The organism is Curtobacterium subtropicum (assembly GCF_030362975.1).
GTDB lineage: Bacteria > Actinomycetota > Actinomycetes > Actinomycetales > Microbacteriaceae > Curtobacterium > Curtobacterium subtropicum.
This window is the reverse complement of record NZ_JAUCMM010000010.1, coordinates 48078-66002: the sequence shown is the minus strand read 5'-3', so window position 1 is coordinate 66002 and position 17925 is coordinate 48078. Positions and strand designations below refer to the sequence as shown.

The following is a 17925-nucleotide window of genomic DNA, read 5'->3' as shown; positions in this document are numbered from 1 at the left end:
GATCGACTGCATGGTCCTGACCGTCCGCACGCGTGACATCCCGAAGATCCCGGGCGCGGTGAAGTGGTACCGCGTCTCCGCGTACATCACCGGCGTGCTGCTGCTCGCGCTGGTGATCGAGGTCATCATCAAGTACACGCCGCTGCAGCTCGAGATGCAGCTCGGCAACGGCCCGTTCTTCGTGCCCAACGGCACCGCGGGCGAAGCACCCGGCACGTTCAACCTGTCGATCGCGATCCTCATCGCGCACGGCTGGCTCTACGTGCTGTACCTGTTCACGGACTTCCGCCTGTGGAGCATCATGCGCTGGAGGCCGTCGCGCTTCCTGCTCATCGCCCTCGGCGGCATCATCCCGTTCATGTCCTTCGTGGTCGAGCACCGCATGCAGCAGAAGGCCATGGACACCTACCACGAGCTGACCGCTGCCCAGCAGCGTGAGAAGGAGGCCGCTCGGTGAGCGAGACCGAACAGCGCCCCGTCCTGGTCGTCGACTTCGGCGCCCAGTACGCCCAGCTGATCGCACGGCGCGTGCGTGAGGCGAACGTCTACAGCGAGATCGTCCCGCACTCGATCACGGCGGACGAGGTCCGCGAGAAGGACCCGGCAGCGATCGTGCTGTCCGGAGGCCCCTCGTCCGTGTACGAGGACGGCGCCCCGTCGCTCGACGGCGAGATCCTCGACCTCGGTGTCCCCGTGCTCGGCATCTGCTACGGCTTCCAGGCCATGGCGAAGTCGCTCGGCGGCGAGGTCGCGCACACCGGCCTCCGCGAGTACGGCGCCACCGACGTGACCGTCTCGGGCACGGACAGCGTCCTGCTCGGTGACCAGCCGGCGTCCCAGGTCACCTGGATGTCGCACGGCGACTCGGTGGCGAAGGCCCCGGAGGGCTTCGAGGTCCTCGCGTCGAGCGCCTCGACCCCGGTCGCCGCGTTCGCGTCCGACGAGCGCAAGCTCTACGGCGTGCAGTGGCACCCCGAGGTGAAGCACTCCGCGTACGGCCAGGCCGTGCTCGAGAACTTCCTGCACCGCGCGGCCGGCCTGCCCGGCGACTGGAACTCCGCGAACGTCATCGAGGAGCAGGTCGCCCGCATCAAGGAGCAGGTCGGGTCGGCACGGGTCATCGCGGGGCTCTCCGGCGGGGTCGACTCCGCCGTGGCCGCTGCCCTGGTGCACAAGGCCGTCGGCGACCAGCTGACGTGCGTCTTCGTCGACCACGGGCTCCTGCGCGCCGACGAGCGCAAGCAGGTGGAGGAGGACTACGTCGCCTCGACCGGTGTCCGCCTGGTCACGGTCGACGCGGAGCAGCAGTTCCTCGACGCCCTCGCCGGTGTCAGCGACCCCGAGCAGAAGCGCAAGATCATCGGGCGCGAGTTCATCCGCACGTTCGAGGCGGCGGCCGAGGCCCTCGTGCTCGAGGCCCGCGCGGACGCAGCCGGTTCGGACTCCGACGCCGGTCAGGTCGAGTTCCTCGTCCAGGGCACGCTCTACCCCGACGTGGTCGAGTCCGGCGGCGGTTCCGGCACGGCGAACATCAAGTCGCACCACAACGTCGGCGGTCTGCCCGAGGACATGACGTTCAAGCTCGTCGAGCCGCTGCGCACCCTGTTCAAGGACGAGGTCCGTGCCGTCGGTCGCGAGCTCGGGCTGCCCGAGGTCATCGTCGGCCGCCAGCCGTTCCCCGGCCCGGGCCTCGGCATCCGCATCGTCGGCGAGGTCACGAAGGACCGCCTCGAGCTGCTCCGTGTGGCGGACAAGATCGCGCGTGAGGAACTCACCGCGGCCGGCCTCGACGAGGAGATCTGGCAGTGCCCGGTCGTCCTGCTCGCCGACGTCCGCTCCGTGGGCGTCCAGGGTGACGGCCGCACCTACGGCCACCCCATCGTGCTCCGTCCGGTCTCCTCCGAGGACGCCATGACGGCCGACTGGACGCGCCTGCCGTACGACATCCTGGCGAAGATCTCGAACCGCATCACGAACGAGGTCCCCGACGTGAACCGCGTCGTGCTCGACGTCACGAGCAAGCCGCCGGGGACGATCGAGTGGGAGTAGTCGCTCCCTGACGCCCGAGGGCCCGGTACGCGCTGCGTGCCGGGCCCTCGTCGCGTCCGCCCTCGTCGCGTCCGCCCTCGTCGCGTCAGGGCGTCGTGGTGGGCGCACGACATGCCGCCGTCGATCGTTCCGGTCGCACGACATGCCGTCGGCACCGAAGTCGAGCGGCAAGTCGTGCGACGAGAGCGGCGCGGTACGAGGCGACCTACCGCGGACGGTGGGGCCTCCCGGAGGACGGGCGCCGAGCACCGGCCCCGGGGACGACGAAGGGCCCCGGCGCGTGCCGGGGCCCTTCGGTCGATCGGGTGCGTGCTACTCGCGGTTGCTCGCGAGCAGGGCGAGGATGCGCAGGATCTCGATGTACAGCCACACCAGGGTGACGATGAGGCCGAACGCCGCGGTCCACGCGTAGATCCGCGGGGCGCCGCGCTGGACACCGGTCTTGATCTGGTCGAAGTCGAGGATCAGCGAGTACGCCGCCATGAGGACCACGAAGACGCCGATCAGGACACCCCACGGGATGCCGAACAGGAAGCTCGGCTCGCTGCGGAGGCCCTGCGCCCCCGAGGTCACGCCCGTGAACATCAGGACGAGGTTGACCAGCGAGAAGGCCAGGTACCCGACCATCGCGATGAGGAAGAACCGCGTCAACTTGGGGGTGGCGCGGACCTTGCCCGACGAGAACAGCAGCAGGGTCACGGCGAAGACGCCGAGTGTGCCGAACACCGCCTGCGCGACGATGCCGTCGGACTGCGCGTTGAACGCGGCGGAGATACCACCGACGAACAGGCCCTCGAAGAACGCGTACGCCAGGACGAGCCCCGGCGACGGCTTCTTCTTGAACGTGTTGACGAGCGCCAGCACGAAGCCGACGATCGCGCCGACGATCCAGACGATCGGCGGCAGGTTCCAGCCGGCGACGGCACCGACGAGGAGCACGCCGAACGCGAGGAGCGTCTTGACGATGGTGTCCTCGTACGACATGCGGTCGGTGTCGACCGGGCTCGCCGTCGGGCGGTCGTACATGTACTGCAGCTGCTCGGGCGTCATGCCGCCCTGCTGCGGGTACTGCCCCTGCTGCGGGGTGCGTCCCCAGCCCGCCTGCTGCTGACCAGCGCCGGCGCCCCAGGCGTTGCGGCCCTGGTCGTTGAAGGCGGGGGACTGGTCGAAACCGGGCTTGAAGGCCATGGTGTCCTCTTCCTCGGAGATTTACGTCCTCTCAGCCTAGGGGCGCTTCGTCGCGGAAGGCTGAGGATTCGCGGCGAGCGGAAGCGGGTCCGTCAGGGCCCGACACCAAGGAGCCTATGAGGGCGGTCTGCGTACGCGCCCCGAGGTCGTCGTGAACCAGCCGACCGCCGGACGAGCGCCGACGGGCGGTGGTGGGGCGTGCCTCCCGGCCGGAGCCCACGGACGCAGTCCGGACCTGTGGGTACAGCCATGCGACCAGCGCGACCGAGATCACCATCAGCAGCAGCCAGGCGACGACCTTGGTCGGAGCCACCGGTCGCCAGCCGTCCGTCTGGTCCGGGTAGGTCCAGGCTCCGGCCCAGGTCGCGACGTCCTCCGCCGCCCAGATGAACAGCGCGACCAGGACCATCGCGACCAGGACCGGCATCCGCACCGTCGCGCGGTGCACCCGGACGTGCATCGTCGTGCGCGCGAACAGCGCCACGACCAGTGCGAGCAGCACGTACCGGGCGTCCCACACGAAGTGGTGGCCGAAGAAGTTCGCGTAGATCCCGGCGGCCACGACGACCAGGAGCCACTGTCGCGGCCAGCGGTCGAAGTGCAGGTCGAACAGCCGGACGACCCGGACCATGTACGAGCCGACGGCGCCGTACATGAACCCCGAGAACAGCGGGACGCCGGCGACCACGAGCCAGCCGTCGCTGCCGTACTGCCACGAGCCGACGTGGGTCTTGAAGACCTCCATCACGGTGCCGACCAGGTGGAAGACCAGCACCACGCGGAGTTCCCGCACGGTCTCGAGTCCGAACACGAGCATGCCGACCTGGATCGCCGCGGCGGACACCGTGAGCACGTCGTTGCGGGCGGTGAGCGGCACGGTCGCGTGCACCACGACCATCGTCGCGAGCAGCAGCGCCCCGAACGTGCACGCCCACGCCTGCTTCGCGCCGAACACCAGGAACTCGGTGACGGCGAGTCGGACCGGACGGTGGGGCTGGTGCCCGGCGTCGAGCAGTCGGCGTGCGGCGCGGTCGATGCGGGCTTCGACGGCGGTGGAGAGGTGTCGGACGGTCACGGAGCGACCCTCCGTGCGCCGGCTGGGAACAGGGGCCCCGGGCTGAACGGATGTGTCCACAGGCACACCTGCGGGACACCCGCCGGCAGGCCAGAGCCGCTACCGTTCGGCGCATGACCCGTGTGATCGCCCATCGAGGAGCCTCCGGCCACCGACCGGAGCACTCCCGGAGCGCCTACGAACTGGCCGTCGAGCTCGGTGCCGACGCCATCGAGCCCGACCTCGTGCCGACGAAGGACGGCGTGCTCGTGCTGCGCCACGAGAACGAGGTGTCCGGCACGACCGACGTCGCCGACCACCCCGAGTTCGCGCACCTGCGGACGACGAAGACCGTCGACGGGCAGCGCGTGACGGGCTGGTTCACCGAGGACTTCACGTGGGACGAACTCCGCACGCTCCGGGTACGCGAGCGGCTGCCCCAGCTGCGTCCGGCTTCGGCAGCGCACGACGGCGAGGAGGGGGTGCTCCGGCTCGAGGACCTGCTCGGCATCCTCGACGCGGCCCCGCGCCCGGTCGGGCTCGTCGCCGAGGTCAAGCACGCGCACCACTTCGAGCAGGCCGGGTTCCCGATGGCGCAGCTGCTCGACGACGTGCTCGGCGACGCCGGGTGGCGCGGTGACGACCGGCTGACGGTCGAGTCGTTCGAGAAGACGGTGCTCCGCCAGCTCGGCTCGCTCGGCACGGGTGGTCGGCTCGTGTACCTCCAGGAGGCCCGTGGCAGCGCCGCGGACGAGGTCGCCGCCCACGGGTCGGCGGCTCCCTCGTGGGCGTCGGAGCGCACGGACGCCGCGTTGGCCGGGTTCGCCGCGGAGTTCCACGGGATCAGCGTCGACCTGAAGACCCTGATGGCCGGGGCGGACGGCGTCGCCGTCGACGACCCGCGGCCGGTCCGCAGCGTCATCGTCGAGCGGGCGCACGCCGCGGGGCTCGCCGTCTACACCTGGACGCTCCGTCCGGAGAACCGGTTCCTGCCGGCGCCGCTGCGGCGCGGGGGAGACGTGGCGGCGCACGGCGACTGGGAGCGGTGGTTCACCTCGGTGCTGCGGACCGGGGTCGACGGGGTCTTCGCGGACCACCCGGACCTGGCGGTGCGGGCGCGGTCACTCGTCGTCGGCGGCGGCGCCGCCTGACCCGTCAGCTCCGCTCGTCCGCCCGCGACCGGGGCAGAGTCGCTGCACCGCCGCGGTCCCCTCGGTCGGTCCGCCACGTGGCGATCGCAGCAGCGGCAGCCGCCGAGACCGCGATCAGCAGGCGGAGGGCCGGGAGGGGCGCCCAGGCGTGCGACCAGTACGTCTCGAGCAGCCAGATGCAGAGCGCCGCAAGACCGCCGGCGAGCAGTGCGTGTGCGACGACGTGCACGCCGCGTCGGGCGGAGATCCGGGCGAGCGCCCAGCCGAGTGCGTACGTGCACGGGAGCGCCACGATCCCCCCGCCGACGGTCACGAGCCCCGCGACGACGGCGAGGAGGAAGGCGGTGAGGGCGAGCGCGGCCAGGCCCTCGGGTCTCCCGATGCCCCCGTCGGCGAGGAACGACCAGCCGATCCCGAGCGTGATGGTCACGGGCGTCGTGACGAACGCCATCCAGACCCAGCTCCGCTCGACGAGCTCGACGGCGTCACCCGCGGTCCACGTCCTCATGTCCGACAGCATGTCCGCCGTCCGACCCGACCCCGGTCCCGGTGGATCGGAGTGTGTCCCGCGGCCCACGTCTCACAGCCGCTGCGCCTGTCGGAGGGCGCGCCTAGACTGACCCGGTCATGACGATCGTGCTCGACCCCTTCGACCAGTCCCCCGAGCCGGGAACGGGCAACCGCGCCGGCGGGTACGACGACCCGTTCACCGCGGGTCTCAACCCCCAGCAGAAGGAAGCCGTCGAGTACCGCGGCGAGTCCCTGCTCATCGTGGCCGGTGCCGGGTCGGGCAAGACGAGCGTGCTCACCCGACGCATCGCCCTGCTGCTGGCGAACCGCGAGGCCTGGCCGTCGCAGATCCTCGCGATCACCTTCACGAACAAGGCCGCCGCCGAGATGCGCGAGCGCGTGCAGGCCCTCGTCGGCCAGGCTGCCGAGGGCATGTGGATCTCGACGTTCCACTCGGCGTGCGTGCGGATCCTCCGGCGCGAGGCCGAGCGCTTCGGTTTCCCGCAGTCGTTCACGATCTACGACTCGGCGGACTCGCGGGCGCTCCTCAAGCGGATCATCAAGGAGCTCGAGGCGGACTCCCTCGGGCTGACGGTCGGCGCCGCGTCGTCGAAGATCTCGAAGCTCAAGAACGAGCTGCAGGACGTCGACACCTACGCGCGGAACATCAACGTGAACGACCCGCAGGAGGTCATGTTCACCGAGGTGTTCCGGCGCTACACGAACGAGCTCCGCCGGGCCAACGCCTTCGACTTCGACGACCTGATCGGCCAGACGGTCTTCCTGTTCCGCGCCTTCCCCGAGGTCGCCGCGCTCTACCAGCGGCGCTTCCGCTTCGTCCTGGTCGACGAGTACCAGGACACCAACCACGCGCAGTACGCCCTGATCCGCGAACTCACCCGGCCGGTGCCCGTCGAGCAGGTCGACAAGCTCGAGGACGCCGGGCAGCACGTCGCCCGGATGCGGGAAGCCGACGGGTCCATCGCCCCGGCGTCGCTCACGGTGGTCGGCGACTCCGACCAGTCGATCTACGCCTTCCGCGGCGCGGACATCCGGAACATCGTTGAGTTCGAGCGGGACTTCCCGAACTCGAAGGTCATCCTGCTCGAGCAGAACTACCGCTCGACGCAGACGATCCTCGACGCCGCCAACGCCGTCATCGCGAACAACTTCGACCGACAGGCGAAGAACCTGTTCACCGACGTCGGCGCCGGCGACAAGATCATCGGCTTCACCGGGTACACCGGCCACGACGAGGCGCAGTTCGTCGCCGACGAGATCCAGCGCCTGCACGACGAGGGCACGTCCTACCGCGACATGGCGGTGTTCTACCGGACGAACTCGCAGACGCGTGCACTCGAGGAGATCTTCATCCGGTCGGCGATCCCGTACCGGGTGCTCGGCGGCACGAAGTTCTACGAGCGTGCCGAGATCAAGGACGCGATGGCGTACCTGATCACCGTCGCCAACCCGGCCGACCCGCTGTCGCTCCGGCGCATCCTGAACGTGCCGAAGCGCGGCATCGGCGCGGTCACGGAGACGGCGCTGCAGCGCTACGCCGACGAGCACGAGACCTCGATGCGCGAGGCCCTGCGGCACGCCGACGAGCTCGGCTTCGGCCCGAAGGTGCGGAACGCGATCACCTCGTTCGCGGCGCTGCTCGACGACGTCGCCTCGCGCGCCGCGACGCAGCCGGTCGTCGACACCCTGACGCAGCTGCTCGACGGCTCGGGGCTGCTCGAGAACCTGCGGAAGTCGCCCGACGCGCAGGACGCCGCGCGCGCGGACAACATCGACGAGCTCGTCGCGGTGACGCGGGAGTTCCAGAAGAACAACCCAGAGGGGACCCTGTCGGACTTCCTGACCGAGGTCTCCCTCGTCGCGGCGGCCGACGAGCTCGACGACTCGTCCGGAACGGTGTCGCTCATGACACTGCACACCGCGAAGGGCCTGGAGTACGACGCGGTCTTCCTCACCGGTGTCGAAGAGGACCTGCTGCCGCACCGGATGTCCGCGAACGAGCCGGGCGGCCCCGCCGAGGAACGCCGGCTCTTCTACGTCGGCATCACGCGCGCGAAGAAGTCGCTCTTCCTGTCGTTGGCGATGACCCGCGCGCAGTTCGGCGACGTCAACGTGGCGATGCCCTCCCGGTTCCTGCAGGAGATCCCCGAGGGCCTGATCGAGTGGAAGCAGTCCCCGGGCATGGCGAACAGCCGCGGCGGCACCGAGCCCCGCGCACTGAACGCTCGTCGCGGCGGCGGCCCCGGTGGCTTCGGCGGCGCAGGCTCGGGCGGCGGCGGGTACCGCGGCGGCGGTGGGTTCTCGGGCGGCTCCTACGACCGCGCGGCCGCGGCGGCGAAGACCCGTCCGAAGACCGAGTGGGCGAACCGGGTGTCCGGGCAGGTCCGCGACAACGGCGACATGGAACTCGTCGCCGGCGACCGCATCAAGCACGTCGACTTCGGCGAGGGCACGGTGTCCGCGGTCACCGGGCAGGGCGCCAAGCGCATCGCCGAGATCGCGTTCGACGCCGCGGGACGCAAGAAGCTCCTCATCAAGATCGCGCCGATCGAGAAGCTCTGACCCCACGGGGGTGGTGCCTCAGCGCACCATCCGGACCGCGTCGAGCCCGTACGGCCCGATCGCTTCGTGCTTGACCGTGCCGTCGCGCTCGAAGCCGTTGCGTCGGTAGAACGCCTCGGCCCGGGGGTTCCCGTCGGCGACCCAGAGGAACGCGGGGCCGGAGCCGACGGCGGTGTCGAGCAGCGCCTGTCCGGCGCCCGATCCATGGTGCTCGGCGAGGACGTAGATGCCCTCGAGCTCGCGGTCGCGCGGGCGCTCGCCGCGGCCGGGGCCGGCCGAGGCCCAGCCGATCACCGTGTCACCGTCCGAGGCGACGAGCACGTCGACGTCGGGCTCGGCGATGATCCCGCGCCACCGAGCTGCGCGGGCGTCGACGTCGAGCGCGGCGAGGAAGTCGGCGGGCAGCAGGTGGGCGTACGCCTCGCGCCACGCCTGCACGTGCACGGCGGCGATCGCGTCGGCGTCCTGCACGTCGGCCGGTCGGACGGTGAGCGCGTGCGGGGTCCCCATCCGACGACGCTACCGCGGCCCCGGCCTCCGGCGTCGAACCACGTTCCCGACGTCGAACCAGCGCCGGCGGCTGGTTCGATGTCGGATCCGTGGTTCGACCTGCGCCAGCACGACGCGGAGAACGGCGCCGCGCCTACGGCTGCAGCCGCGCCACGTCCCAGCCGTCGCCGGCGCGGACGTACTGCAGCCGCCGGTGCATGCGGTCACGGCTGCCCTGCCAGAACTCCACCACGTCGGGCTCGAGCCGCCACGCCACCCAGCCCTCGGGGCGCGGCACGTCGTCGTCGCTCTCGTCGAGCAGCACGTTCGCGTCGTCGATCAGGTCCTGCAGCGTCCGCGGTTCGAGCACGTCCGACTGGTCGGCGATCGCGGTCGCGGCGCGGGACTTCGGCGACCGGTCGGCGAACAGGGCGTCGGACTCCTCGTCGGACAGCTGCACGGCCCGGCCCTCGAAGCGCAGCTGCTGCATGCTCTCACGCCAGTACACCTGCAGCGCGGCGTGCGGGTTCTCGGCGAGCTGCCGACCCTTCGGGCTCAGCGTCGAGGTGCCGAACACCAGCCCACGGTCGTCGAGCCGCTTCACGTCGACGGTGCGGGCGGAGACCCGGCCGTCGGCGCCGGCGGTCGCGAGGGTCATCGACATCGGCTCGGAGACCTCGCGGTCGGCGGCGCCGTCGAGCCAGGCCCGGGCGACGTCGAACGGCGACGCGGGCGGTGCGTCGAACTCGGGCAGGTGCAGGGAGTCGTCACTGGAGAGCGAACTGGACATGCCCCCACCCAACCGCGCTCAGTCGGTCCACGTCCAGGTCGCCGGGGGACGCCCGCCCCGCGCGGTCGACGTCGGCGCTGCGTCGGTCCGCACGAGCGCGGGGTTCGTCCGGAGTGCCCGGTTGAGGTTGCCGGCGTCCGGGGCCGTCCCGTGGAGCGCCGTGTGCAGTGCCGCGGCGGCACTCGTCGGGAACACGTCCCCGAGCAGCGCGCGCGTCATCGGGACGTCCCGCCACAGCCGGGTGCGCACCTGGTCGACGGCGGCGCGCACGATCGCGTCGTGGTCGAACGGGAGGCCCAGGTCGCCCTCGGCGAGCGGCCGCCACACCGCGGGCCCCCCGTCCGCCCCCGGGTCGGCTGCCCCCACCACCGCCACGAACGCGATGCTGATGGCGGTGTCGCGCGGGTCGCGGGACGGCCCGTCGAACGCGCCGACCTGCGCGAGGTGCCGCACCGCGCCGTCGCCGATGCCGGCCTTGGTGCGCAGGGCGCGCCGTGCACCGTCGGCGAGGCGTTCCGCAGCGTCCAGGAGGACGCCGGGCAGTGCCTCCCGGCCGACGTACGGGTCGTACGCCCGACGCGCGGTGGCGACTCCCAGGCCTTCCGCCACCGAGAACGACACCGGGACGACGTCGATCGCGATGAGCGGCTGGTCGCGGGCCGCCGTGGGGGCGTCGGTCACGCCGACGCCCGACGGGCGGCTCGGGCCGCGCGCTCGGTGCGGAGCACCTCGCGGACCTCGGCGAACGACTGGTGCACCTGGAAGCGGCCGTCGATCCAGACGGGCTGGAGCAGGCTGGTCGCCTCGTCGTCGGGCGTGGCCTGGTCGGTCTGCCGGATCTCCCCGGTCTCGTCGCGGTGCAGGGCGATGCGGCCCTTCGCGCTCTTCTTGCCGCTGCCGGTCTTCGGGTCCTTCTGGATGTCGACCGGTTCGCCGTCCACCAGGGCCCACGTCGCCTTCACGGCGCTGCCGAGGTTGTCGCGGGTCATGTACTGGTACGTGTACGAACCGATCCCGAGCACGATGTTGTCGCTCGCGTAGCCCTTGGCGGCGAGGCGCTCGTAGATGCGGCGGGCGCGGTCGAGGGTGATGCTGTCGCCGTAGATGACGCCGATGTGCTGGTCGAGGACCTTGTAGCCGCGCTCGTTGACCGTGTGGCCGAACAGCTCGTCGAGGAGCTCGACGACGCCCTTCTCCTCGTGGCTGCGCGACGGATCGGTCAGTGCGGCTTCGTCGACGCCGTGCACGGTGCCGGTGACGATGTCGACCGGGTCGCCGGAGTCCGGGCGGATGACGAGCTTGCCGTCGCGTGCCGTGATGCGGTCCTTGAGCTGCGGGAGCGTCTCGGTGATCACCCTGAACAGGTCGAAGCCGTCGCTGACCGCCGAGACGATTCCCGTCGGGTAGACGTCGAGGATCTGCGCGAAGGTCTCGAGCTCGCCGTCAACGCCGCGGACGCACATCACGCTGTGCTCGGTGGCGGGGACGCTCGCCGCCACCCAGCCGTTGTCGCCCGGGTAGTAGCGGTCGATGAAGTCGAGCGACGGCATCGAGTCGGTCCCGAGGAACGACAGCAGGTGTCCGGCACCGCCCGCGGCGGCGGACTCGATGCTCGTCTGCCCCCGGAACGAGAAGTCGTGGGCGGCGAAGTCGATGCTCGCCGGGTCGGCACCGGTGCGCTCGGCCCACTCCTCCATCAGGTCGCGGTACTCGAGCGCCTTCGTCGCGACGGTGGACGGGTGCCAGATCGACGCCGACAGGGCGGTCTCGACGTAGTTCGGCAGCCAGAAGAAGTCGTCGAGGGTGTTCTCGACCGTCAGGGTGGCGACGCCGATCGGGGCGAGGGTTCCCTCGGGGAGCGCCCGGATCTCGAGCGGCAGGTACCCGAGACGGTGCAGGGCGCGGACGTGGTCGACACCGATGTGGTTCGGGCCGAAGTAGCCCTGCAGCGCCTGCTCGAACAGTCGGGCGACCTCGTCCTCGTCGGCGGCGAAGAACGGCGCCCACGCCTCGACCAGGTACCGCTGTACGAAGGCCTGCAGCCCGAAGACCACCGCGTGCGTCGACTCGGGCATGTGCGCGTTCGAGCGGTTCGTCCAGTTGATGAGGATCCGGGTGGTGCCCTGCGGGTAGACCTGCCGGTGCGAGTGCTTGTAGCCGTCGACCGCGAGCAGCGGGGCGATCGGGCTCGCGGTGGTGGTGCGGGGCTCGAGGCCCGTCGTCGTGCTGGTGGCTGCGGTGTGCGTCATCGGATCTCCTTCGTGAGGTACGGGCTGAGCGGGACGGTGCGCAGGCCCGGGACGTCCTGCTGCGCGGGGTAGCTGTCGGTGGTGACGATCTCGCCGAAGTGCTCGGCGAGCTGCGGGGCCCGACCGGAGAAGACGCCGTGCGAGACCCAGAGGCCCAGGCGCTCCTTCGGCAGGCCGGTCGCGCCGGCGAGGCCCGCGAACGTGCCGCCGCCGTCGCAGATGTCGTCGACGACGAGCAGCCGACCGGTCTCGGGGAGCGGCTCGCAGGAGAACCCGTCGAGCTTGCCGGTGTCGGGGTCGCGGTGCTTCTCGGCGCGGAACAGGGGGAGTCCGGCGGCCTCGGCCACGAGCGATGCCCGGGCGACCGCACCCTTGTCGGGGGCGATGATGCCGCTGTAGTCGGAGCCGGCCAGGACGGCGTCGTGCACGACCTGCTCGCTCGGCACCACGGTGAGGCGCTCGACCAGCCCCACGATGACGGGCGAGTGCGGGTCGAAGGCGATCACCTGGTCGATGGCGAAACCGTTCAGGACGTCCGCGTAGACCTTCGCCCCGAACGGGAGTCCGCGGTCCTGCCGCGCGCCGGGCAGGTAGGGGACGAGGGCGACCGCGCGTGCGCCGCGCTGCCGGACCGCGTCCGCCCACATGCCGAGCATGATCAGGTCGTCGCCGCTGGTGCCGCGCAGGGTCGCGATCTCGGTGGTCGCCCCCGCGTCGGCGTCGTCCCGGACCTTGAGGTGCGCCTCACCCGCGGGGAACCGCATGGTCGAGAACGTCGGTGTCGTCGGTGTGCCCTGGGCGTCCCAGGTGCTGAGTTCGACTGCCATGACCCGACCGTACCACGGTAATTGTCACTACGACAAGAACTTGTCGGGATCAGGGGGCGTACCGAGCGGCGGTCCGGTGCATGGCCCGCAGCAGCAGCGGTCCCGGGAGCCGGAGCGCCCACCCCGGCACGAGTCCGCGGACCCGGCGGACGAACGCGACGGTGCGCCGGAAGCGCCGCTGCTCGCGCGGCCCCCAGGGGAAGCCGTACGCGGTCCGCAGGGCGTCCGGCAGCATGCCGACGGTGACGATCCGGACGAGCGGCATCGCGGCACGGACCCACAGGGGTGCGAACCGCGGGTGCAGGAGGTCGCGCACGATGCCCCGCGCGTCGTCGGTGACGCGCAGGGAGGGCAGGGTCGCCTCCCAGTGGGCGTCGAACGCGGCAACGGAGTCGAACCAGCCGTCGGCCGGCACGCGCAGGGAGGTCGCGATCGGCGCGTACGCCGCCAGGACCCGTTCGGCGTCATCGTCGGTGAGCGGATCGCCGAACAGCGCGTGCGCCTGCCGCGCGGAGTCGAAGAGGGTCGCGGCCACCCACCGCTGCCGGTCGACCTCGTCGGCGCCGGCGACGGGTCGGTGCGCCCGGTTGACGAAGGCGGTCGCGACGGCAGCGTCGGTACCGGTCCCGATCACGACGGCGTACACGAACATCAGGGTGTGGGCCAGCCGCTGCTGCGGTCGGCGGGCGAAGTCCGAGTGCCGTCGGACCCCGGCCGCGACGACCGGGTCCGCGATCTGCAGCAGGATGGCGCGGCCGCCGGCCGCGACGGGCGTGCTGTCGGCCAGCCACCGACGCAGGTCGCGGTCCGCGACGCGACCAGGTGCCGGACGGGAGGCTCGTGGCCCGCCGGTCGCACCGCTCCCGTCCGCTGTCCGGTCACCGTGGCCGGCGGGGCGGGGGTGGGCGGTGCCTCCCGGCCGACCCGCCGCGCCGTCCCCGGCCGTCCCGTGCCGACCTGTCGTGCCGGTCACGGGCGCGGCCCGGATCGTCGTGGCCGCCGAAGCGGCGCGGTGTCGAGGAGGAGGGCAGCGCCCAGGGCGACCGCGCCGCCGACCAGCGCGCCGACCAGCCATCCGGTGCTCACGAGCGTGCGGCTCGCGGCCGCCAGCAGCGTCACGACCAGCCAGATCGCCGGCAGGGGCCAGCGGTGCGTCGTCGCACCGGTGACCAGGGCCAGCACGACGCCGGCGACGACGAGCGGGAGCCAGGTGATCCCGCCGGTCCGGGCGCCCGAGTGGGCGGCCGCGGCGACGAGCAGCAGGGACGCCAGCGAGAGGAGCCGCGCCAGCGCGGGCGTCGCACGGACACGGTCGCGGACGCCACGGAGCACGGCCCGATCGTACTGGGCCGTGCTCCGTGGGGGTCGTGCGGGCGGGGCGCTCAGAGCGGCTTCGTGCCGAGGTCGCCGCCGAGGTCCGGGCGCTCGGTGTCGTCGTCGTGCTCCCACAGGTCGGGCGACCCCTCGCGCGGGGCGCCACCGGTGGGGCCGTCGTCCGATCCGTCGCCCGGCTGGGGCTCGACGGTCTCACCGGCGACGGCGTCGTTCGTGACGGTCTCGAGGGACTCCTCGGACTCGTCGACCTCGTACGGGCCCACGTGCTCGCGGTCCAGGTCGTCGGTCCGGCGCTCCTGGGCGTCGAAGTCGTCGACGGGGCTGATGCCGGGGTCGCTCATGGTGCAGTCCTTCCGTGGGTGTCGGGCTCCGCCACCGGTGGTCGCCGGAGCCGTCGGGACTCCCTGTGTACGCCGCCCGCCTGATCGGTCGTCCGATCTGCGCACCCCTGGCCCGGTTTCGCGTGCCGTTCACCTGCAGGTCACCTGCGGTCCACGGTCGCGGGGCACACTCGCCGTGCTCGGGGGAGTGGAGCGCGGTCGCCGACGGGTGGTCGAGCGACCGCGCCTTCCCCGCCCGAGCAGCGGCGCGTCGAGCCGCGTGGCGGGTCAGACGCGCTCGAGCAGGTGCCGCTCCTCGACGTCCGCGAGCGCCAGGGTCTTGTACCCGGCGGACTCGAAGAACACCGTCACGCGGTCGTCCTCGGTGCTCATCACGATGCCGTGCCCCCACTGGGCGTGCTGCACGGCGGACTCCGGCGGCCAGGCGTCGTCGTTCGCACCGTCGGCACCGTGCGCGGCCTCGTCGTACGCGGTGCCCGACGTGCAGGTGTCGCAGTTGCCGCAGGGCTCGGCGAGCTCGTCCCCGAAGTACGCGAGCAGGAACTGCCGGCGGCAGCCCAGCGTCTCGGCGAAGCGCCGCATCATCGCGATCCGCGACTGCTCGACCTCCTCCCGCTGCTCCGCCCGCTCCGTGGCGGCCTTCGCCGCGGCGGCAGCCGTCGTCGGGCCGCCTGCGACGCGGGCGACGCCCTCGGAGCCGTCCTCGAGGACGCCGGCCTCGATCAGGGTGTTCACGGCGCGACCGGCCGTCCGCGAGGACAGTCCGGAGGCGGCCGGCAGGGCCGACCGGGCGATCGTCCCCTCGGTGGGGACCGCGTCGAAGACGGCCCGGAGCGAGGCGGGCTTCGGCGTGCCGGTGGCGAAGAAGCGGCGGAGCCCGAGGTCCTCGGAGCGGTAGTGCAGGGTCGCGGTGGCCGGGGCGCCGTCACGCCCGGCTCGCCCGATCTCCTGGTAGTGCGCGTCCACCGACTCGGCGATGTCCGCGTGCAGCACGAACCGGACGTCGGGCTTGTCGATGCCCATCCCGAACGCACTCGTCGCGACGACCACGTCGACGTCGCCGTCGTGGAAGGCGTGCAGCACCGACTCCCGGTCCTTGACGCGCATGCCCGCGTGGTACGGCCGGGCGTCCTTCCCGCGGGCGCGGAGCGCATCGGCGTACTCCTCCGTCTCCTTGCGGGTCGCGACGTAGACGATGCCGGTACCGGTCGCCGCCGCGGCCTGCTCGATCACCGCGTCGCGCTTCTGGTCGGCGTCGCCGTAGCGCTCGACCTCGATCCGGATGCCCGGACGGTCGAACCCCGCGGACAGCACGAGCGGGTCCCGCATGCCGAGGCGTCCGACGACGTCCTCGCGGACCGGGGCCGACCCGGTCGCGGTCAGCGCGACGATCGGCGGGCGTCCCAGGCGCTCGGCGGCCTCACCGAGGGCGAGGTAGGCCGGTCGGAAGTCGTGCCCCCACGACGAGACGCAGTGGGCCTCGTCGACGGCGAGCAGTGAGACGCCGGCGTCGGCGAGACGCTCGACGACGTCGTCCTTGGCGAGCTGCTCCGGCGCGAGGAAGACGTAGCGGACCTCACCCGCGGCGACGGCGTCCCAGGCCTCGTCCACCTCGGCGACGCGCTTGGTGGCGTTGATCGCGACGGCACGCGGGGCGTCCTCGTGGCGCTGGAGCCCGACGACCTGGTCCTCCTGCAGGGCGACGAGCGGCGAGACCACCACGACCAGCCCGTCGAGCGCGAGCCCCGCGACCTGGTAGATCGCCGACTTGCCCGAGCCGGTCGGCATCAGCGCGAGGGCGTCTCGGCCGGACAGGACGGCGTCGATGACGGTGGCCTGGGCGTCTCGGAGGTCCCAGCCGAAGACCTCGGCGGCACGGGTGCGGAGTGCGGTGTCCATCGGGGCCACGCTGCCCCGTGGCACCTGGTGACCCGCACCGGGTCGCGTCCCCCGGCCAGTCCGCCGACCGGTCAGCCGACCGGCCAGCCGGCTCGACGGGCGACGGCTGCGGCGGGGCGGGGGCGGGGCGTGCCTCCAGGCCGCCGTGCAGTCGACACGGGTCGTCCACCCGGCGGCGGTATGGTGGGCGCGGCCGTTGTCTCGACATCGAGCGACCCTCGACGTTGAGTGCGCGACCCGATGACCGATGCCGATCGCACGAACCGTGCGGGAAGAAGAACAGCGTGGATCTTTTCGAGTACCAGGCCAGGGACCTCTTCGAGTCCTACGGCGTCCCTGTGCTGCAGGGCATCACCGCCGACACCCCGGAAGAGGCGAGGGCGGCCGCCGAGCAGATCGGCGGCGTGGTCGTCGTCAAGGCGCAGGTGAAGGTCGGCGGGCGCGGCAAGGCCGGCGGCGTCAAGGTCGCGAAGACCCCGGACGAGGCGTACGAGCACGCGAAGGCGATCCTCGGCCTCGACATCAAGGGCCACACGGTCCAGCGCGTGATGGTCGCCCAGGGCGCGGACATCGCCGAGGAGTTCTACTTCTCGGTGCTGCTCGACCGGGCGAACCGCTCGTACCTGTCGCTCGTCAGCGTCGAGGGCGGCATGGAGATCGAGCAGCTCGCGGTCGAGAAGCCCGAGGCGCTCGCGCGCGTCGAGGTGAACCCGCTGACCGGCATCAACAAGGAGGCGGCGCTCGACATCGCGCGACAGGCGAACTTCCCGTCCGAGCTCCAGGACCAGGTCGCGGACGTGTTCGTGAAGCTCTACGACGTGTTCGCGGGCGAGGACGCCACGCTCGTCGAGGTCAACCCGCTGGTCCGCACCGGCGACGGGCAGATCCTGGCCCTCGACGGCAAGGTCTCGCTCGACGACAACGCCGACTTCCGCCACGAGCAGCACAAGCAGCTCGAGGACACCGCGAGCGAGGACCCGCTCGAGGCCAAGGCGAAGCAGCACGGCCTGAACTACGTGAAGCTCGACGGCGAGGTCGGCGTGATCGGCAACGGCGCCGGGCTCGTCATGTCGACGCTCGACGTCGTCGCCTACGCCGGTGAGCGCCACGGCGGCGTGAAGCCCGCGAACTTCCTCGACATCGGCGGCGGCGCCTCGGCCGAGGTCATGGCGAACGGCCTCGACGTCATCCTCGGCGACCCGCAGGTGAAGAGCGTCTTCGTGAACGTCTTCGGCGGCATCACCGCGTGCGACGCCGTCGCGAACGGCATCGTCGCCGCGCTCGGCATCCTCGGCGACTCGGCGACCAAGCCGCTGGTCGTGCGCCTGGACGGCAACAACGTCGACGAGGGTCGCCGGATCCTGAGCGAGGCGGCGCACCCGCTCGTGACGATCGCCGAGACCATGGACGATGCGGCCGAGCAGGCCGCCGAGCTCGCCGCGGCCGCGGCGTAAGGAGCA

General features: G+C 72.0%; 17 protein-coding genes. 5 read left to right on the top strand and 12 right to left on the bottom strand.

What is annotated here, in order from left to right; all coding sequences use genetic code 11:
- Nucleotides 1–10: 10 nt before the first annotated feature.
- On the top strand, nt 11–457 hold the full coding sequence (locus QUG98_RS13395) for a DUF3817 domain-containing protein (RefSeq protein ID WP_289471048.1): 447 nt from the start codon (nt 11–13) through the stop codon (nt 455–457).
- Entirely contained in the window at nt 454–2049 is a 1596-nt protein-coding gene (guaA, locus tag QUG98_RS13390) for a glutamine-hydrolyzing GMP synthase (protein ID WP_289471046.1), read from the top strand. Before QUG98_RS13395 ends, guaA begins: the two co-directional genes overlap by 4 nt.
- Before the next feature lie 312 nt (nt 2050–2361).
- Here guaA and QUG98_RS13385 read toward each other — a convergent pair whose 3' ends face one another.
- Together QUG98_RS13385 and QUG98_RS13380 are read right to left on the bottom strand one after the other, a co-directional pair.
- Entirely contained in the window at nt 2362–3237 is an 876-nt protein-coding gene (locus QUG98_RS13385; RefSeq protein WP_289471045.1) for a Bax inhibitor-1/YccA family protein, read from the bottom strand.
- A 31-nt stretch (nt 3238–3268) separates the two neighbouring features.
- Entirely contained in the window at nt 3269–4312 is a 1044-nt protein-coding gene (locus QUG98_RS13380; protein ID WP_289471044.1) for a DUF817 domain-containing protein, read from the bottom strand.
- Nucleotides 4313–4425: 113 nt separating this feature from the next.
- On the opposite strand from QUG98_RS13380, the gene QUG98_RS13375 reads away from it, so the two are divergent.
- On the top strand, nt 4426–5442 hold the full coding sequence (locus QUG98_RS13375) for a glycerophosphodiester phosphodiesterase family protein (RefSeq protein WP_289471043.1): 1017 nt from the start codon (nt 4426–4428) through the stop codon (nt 5440–5442).
- Nucleotides 5443–5446: 4 nt separating this feature from the next.
- Here the strand turns inward: QUG98_RS13375 and QUG98_RS13370 are convergent, their stop codons facing one another.
- On the bottom strand, nt 5447–5950 hold the full coding sequence (locus QUG98_RS13370) for a hypothetical protein (RefSeq protein ID WP_289471041.1): 504 nt from the start codon (nt 5948–5950) through the stop codon (nt 5447–5449).
- Between the two features lie 119 nt (nt 5951–6069).
- On the opposite strand from QUG98_RS13370, the gene QUG98_RS13365 reads away from it, so the two are divergent.
- Nucleotides 6070–8535, top strand: a complete 2466-nt coding sequence (locus tag QUG98_RS13365; protein WP_289471039.1) for an ATP-dependent helicase — start codon at nt 6070–6072, stop codon at nt 8533–8535.
- 18 nt (nt 8536–8553) lie between these two features.
- Here QUG98_RS13365 and QUG98_RS13360 read toward each other — a convergent pair whose 3' ends face one another.
- The 9 genes from QUG98_RS13360 to QUG98_RS13320 form a co-directional block, all read right to left on the bottom strand.
- Complete coding sequence (locus QUG98_RS13360; protein WP_289471037.1) at nt 8554–9045, bottom strand: GNAT family N-acetyltransferase; 492 nt, start codon at nt 9043–9045, stop codon at nt 8554–8556.
- A gap of 133 nt (nt 9046–9178) precedes the next feature.
- Nucleotides 9179–9814 (bottom strand): pyridoxal 5'-phosphate synthase, encoded by a 636-nt coding sequence (locus tag QUG98_RS13355; RefSeq protein WP_289471035.1) that lies wholly within the window; start codon nt 9812–9814, stop codon nt 9179–9181.
- 18 nt (nt 9815–9832) lie between these two features.
- Entirely contained in the window at nt 9833–10495 is a 663-nt protein-coding gene (locus QUG98_RS13350) for an NUDIX hydrolase (protein WP_289471034.1), read from the bottom strand.
- Nucleotides 10492–12063 carry a nicotinate phosphoribosyltransferase gene (locus tag QUG98_RS13345; RefSeq protein WP_289471032.1) on the bottom strand — a complete coding sequence of 524 codons (1572 nt, stop codon included), beginning with the start codon at nt 12061–12063 and terminating at the stop codon, nt 10492–10494. Before QUG98_RS13345 ends, QUG98_RS13350 begins: the two co-directional genes overlap by 4 nt.
- Complete coding sequence (locus tag QUG98_RS13340; protein WP_289471030.1) at nt 12060–12890, bottom strand: phosphoribosyltransferase family protein; 831 nt, start codon at nt 12888–12890, stop codon at nt 12060–12062. The genes QUG98_RS13345 and QUG98_RS13340 overlap by 4 nt, the downstream gene beginning before the upstream one ends.
- A 49-nt stretch (nt 12891–12939) precedes the next feature.
- Nucleotides 12940–13863, bottom strand: coding sequence for an oxygenase MpaB family protein (locus QUG98_RS13335; protein WP_289471029.1), 924 nt, complete (start codon nt 13861–13863; stop codon nt 12940–12942).
- Nucleotides 13860–14222 (bottom strand): hypothetical protein, encoded by a 363-nt coding sequence (locus tag QUG98_RS13330; protein WP_289471027.1) that lies wholly within the window; start codon nt 14220–14222, stop codon nt 13860–13862. The genes QUG98_RS13335 and QUG98_RS13330 overlap by 4 nt, the downstream gene beginning before the upstream one ends.
- A gap of 50 nt (nt 14223–14272) precedes the next feature.
- Nucleotides 14273–14566, bottom strand: coding sequence for a hypothetical protein (locus tag QUG98_RS13325; protein WP_058728846.1), 294 nt, complete (start codon nt 14564–14566; stop codon nt 14273–14275).
- Between the two features lie 267 nt (nt 14567–14833).
- On the bottom strand, nt 14834–16465 hold the full coding sequence (locus tag QUG98_RS13320) for a RecQ family ATP-dependent DNA helicase (RefSeq protein ID WP_289471026.1): 1632 nt from the start codon (nt 16463–16465) through the stop codon (nt 14834–14836).
- 284 nt (nt 16466–16749) lie between these two features.
- Between QUG98_RS13320 and sucC the strand changes: the two genes are divergently transcribed.
- Nucleotides 16750–17919, top strand: coding sequence for an ADP-forming succinate--CoA ligase subunit beta (sucC, locus tag QUG98_RS13315; RefSeq protein ID WP_289471025.1), 1170 nt, complete (start codon nt 16750–16752; stop codon nt 17917–17919).
- The last annotated feature ends 6 nt before the right edge of the window (nt 17920–17925 follow it).

Excerpts from the sequence above, each read along its gene's own strand:
- QUG98_RS13340 (WP_289471030.1), bottom strand. The coding sequence starts at position 12,890 with ATGGCAGTCGAACTCAGCACCTGGGACGCCCAGGGCACACCGACGACA.
- QUG98_RS13375 (WP_289471043.1), top strand. The coding sequence starts at position 4,426 with ATGACCCGTGTGATCGCCCATCGAGGAGCCTCCGGCCACCGACCGGAG.
- QUG98_RS13345 (WP_289471032.1), bottom strand. The coding sequence starts at position 12,063 with ATGACGCACACCGCAGCCACCAGCACGACGACGGGCCTCGAGCCCCGC.
- QUG98_RS13360 (WP_289471037.1), bottom strand. The coding sequence starts at position 9,045 with ATGGGGACCCCGCACGCGCTCACCGTCCGACCGGCCGACGTGCAGGAC.
- QUG98_RS13370 (WP_289471041.1), bottom strand. The coding sequence starts at position 5,950 with ATGAGGACGTGGACCGCGGGTGACGCCGTCGAGCTCGTCGAGCGGAGC.
- QUG98_RS13365 (WP_289471039.1), top strand. The coding sequence starts at position 6,070 with ATGACGATCGTGCTCGACCCCTTCGACCAGTCCCCCGAGCCGGGAACG.
- QUG98_RS13385 (WP_289471045.1), bottom strand. The coding sequence starts at position 3,237 with ATGGCCTTCAAGCCCGGTTTCGACCAGTCCCCCGCCTTCAACGACCAG.
- QUG98_RS13320 (WP_289471026.1), bottom strand. The coding sequence starts at position 16,465 with ATGGACACCGCACTCCGCACCCGTGCCGCCGAGGTCTTCGGCTGGGAC.
- QUG98_RS13325 (WP_058728846.1), bottom strand. The coding sequence starts at position 14,566 with ATGAGCGACCCCGGCATCAGCCCCGTCGACGACTTCGACGCCCAGGAG.
- QUG98_RS13355 (WP_289471035.1), bottom strand. The coding sequence starts at position 9,814 with ATGTCCAGTTCGCTCTCCAGTGACGACTCCCTGCACCTGCCCGAGTTC.
- QUG98_RS13395 (WP_289471048.1), top strand. The coding sequence starts at position 11 with ATGGTCCTGACCGTCCGCACGCGTGACATCCCGAAGATCCCGGGCGCG.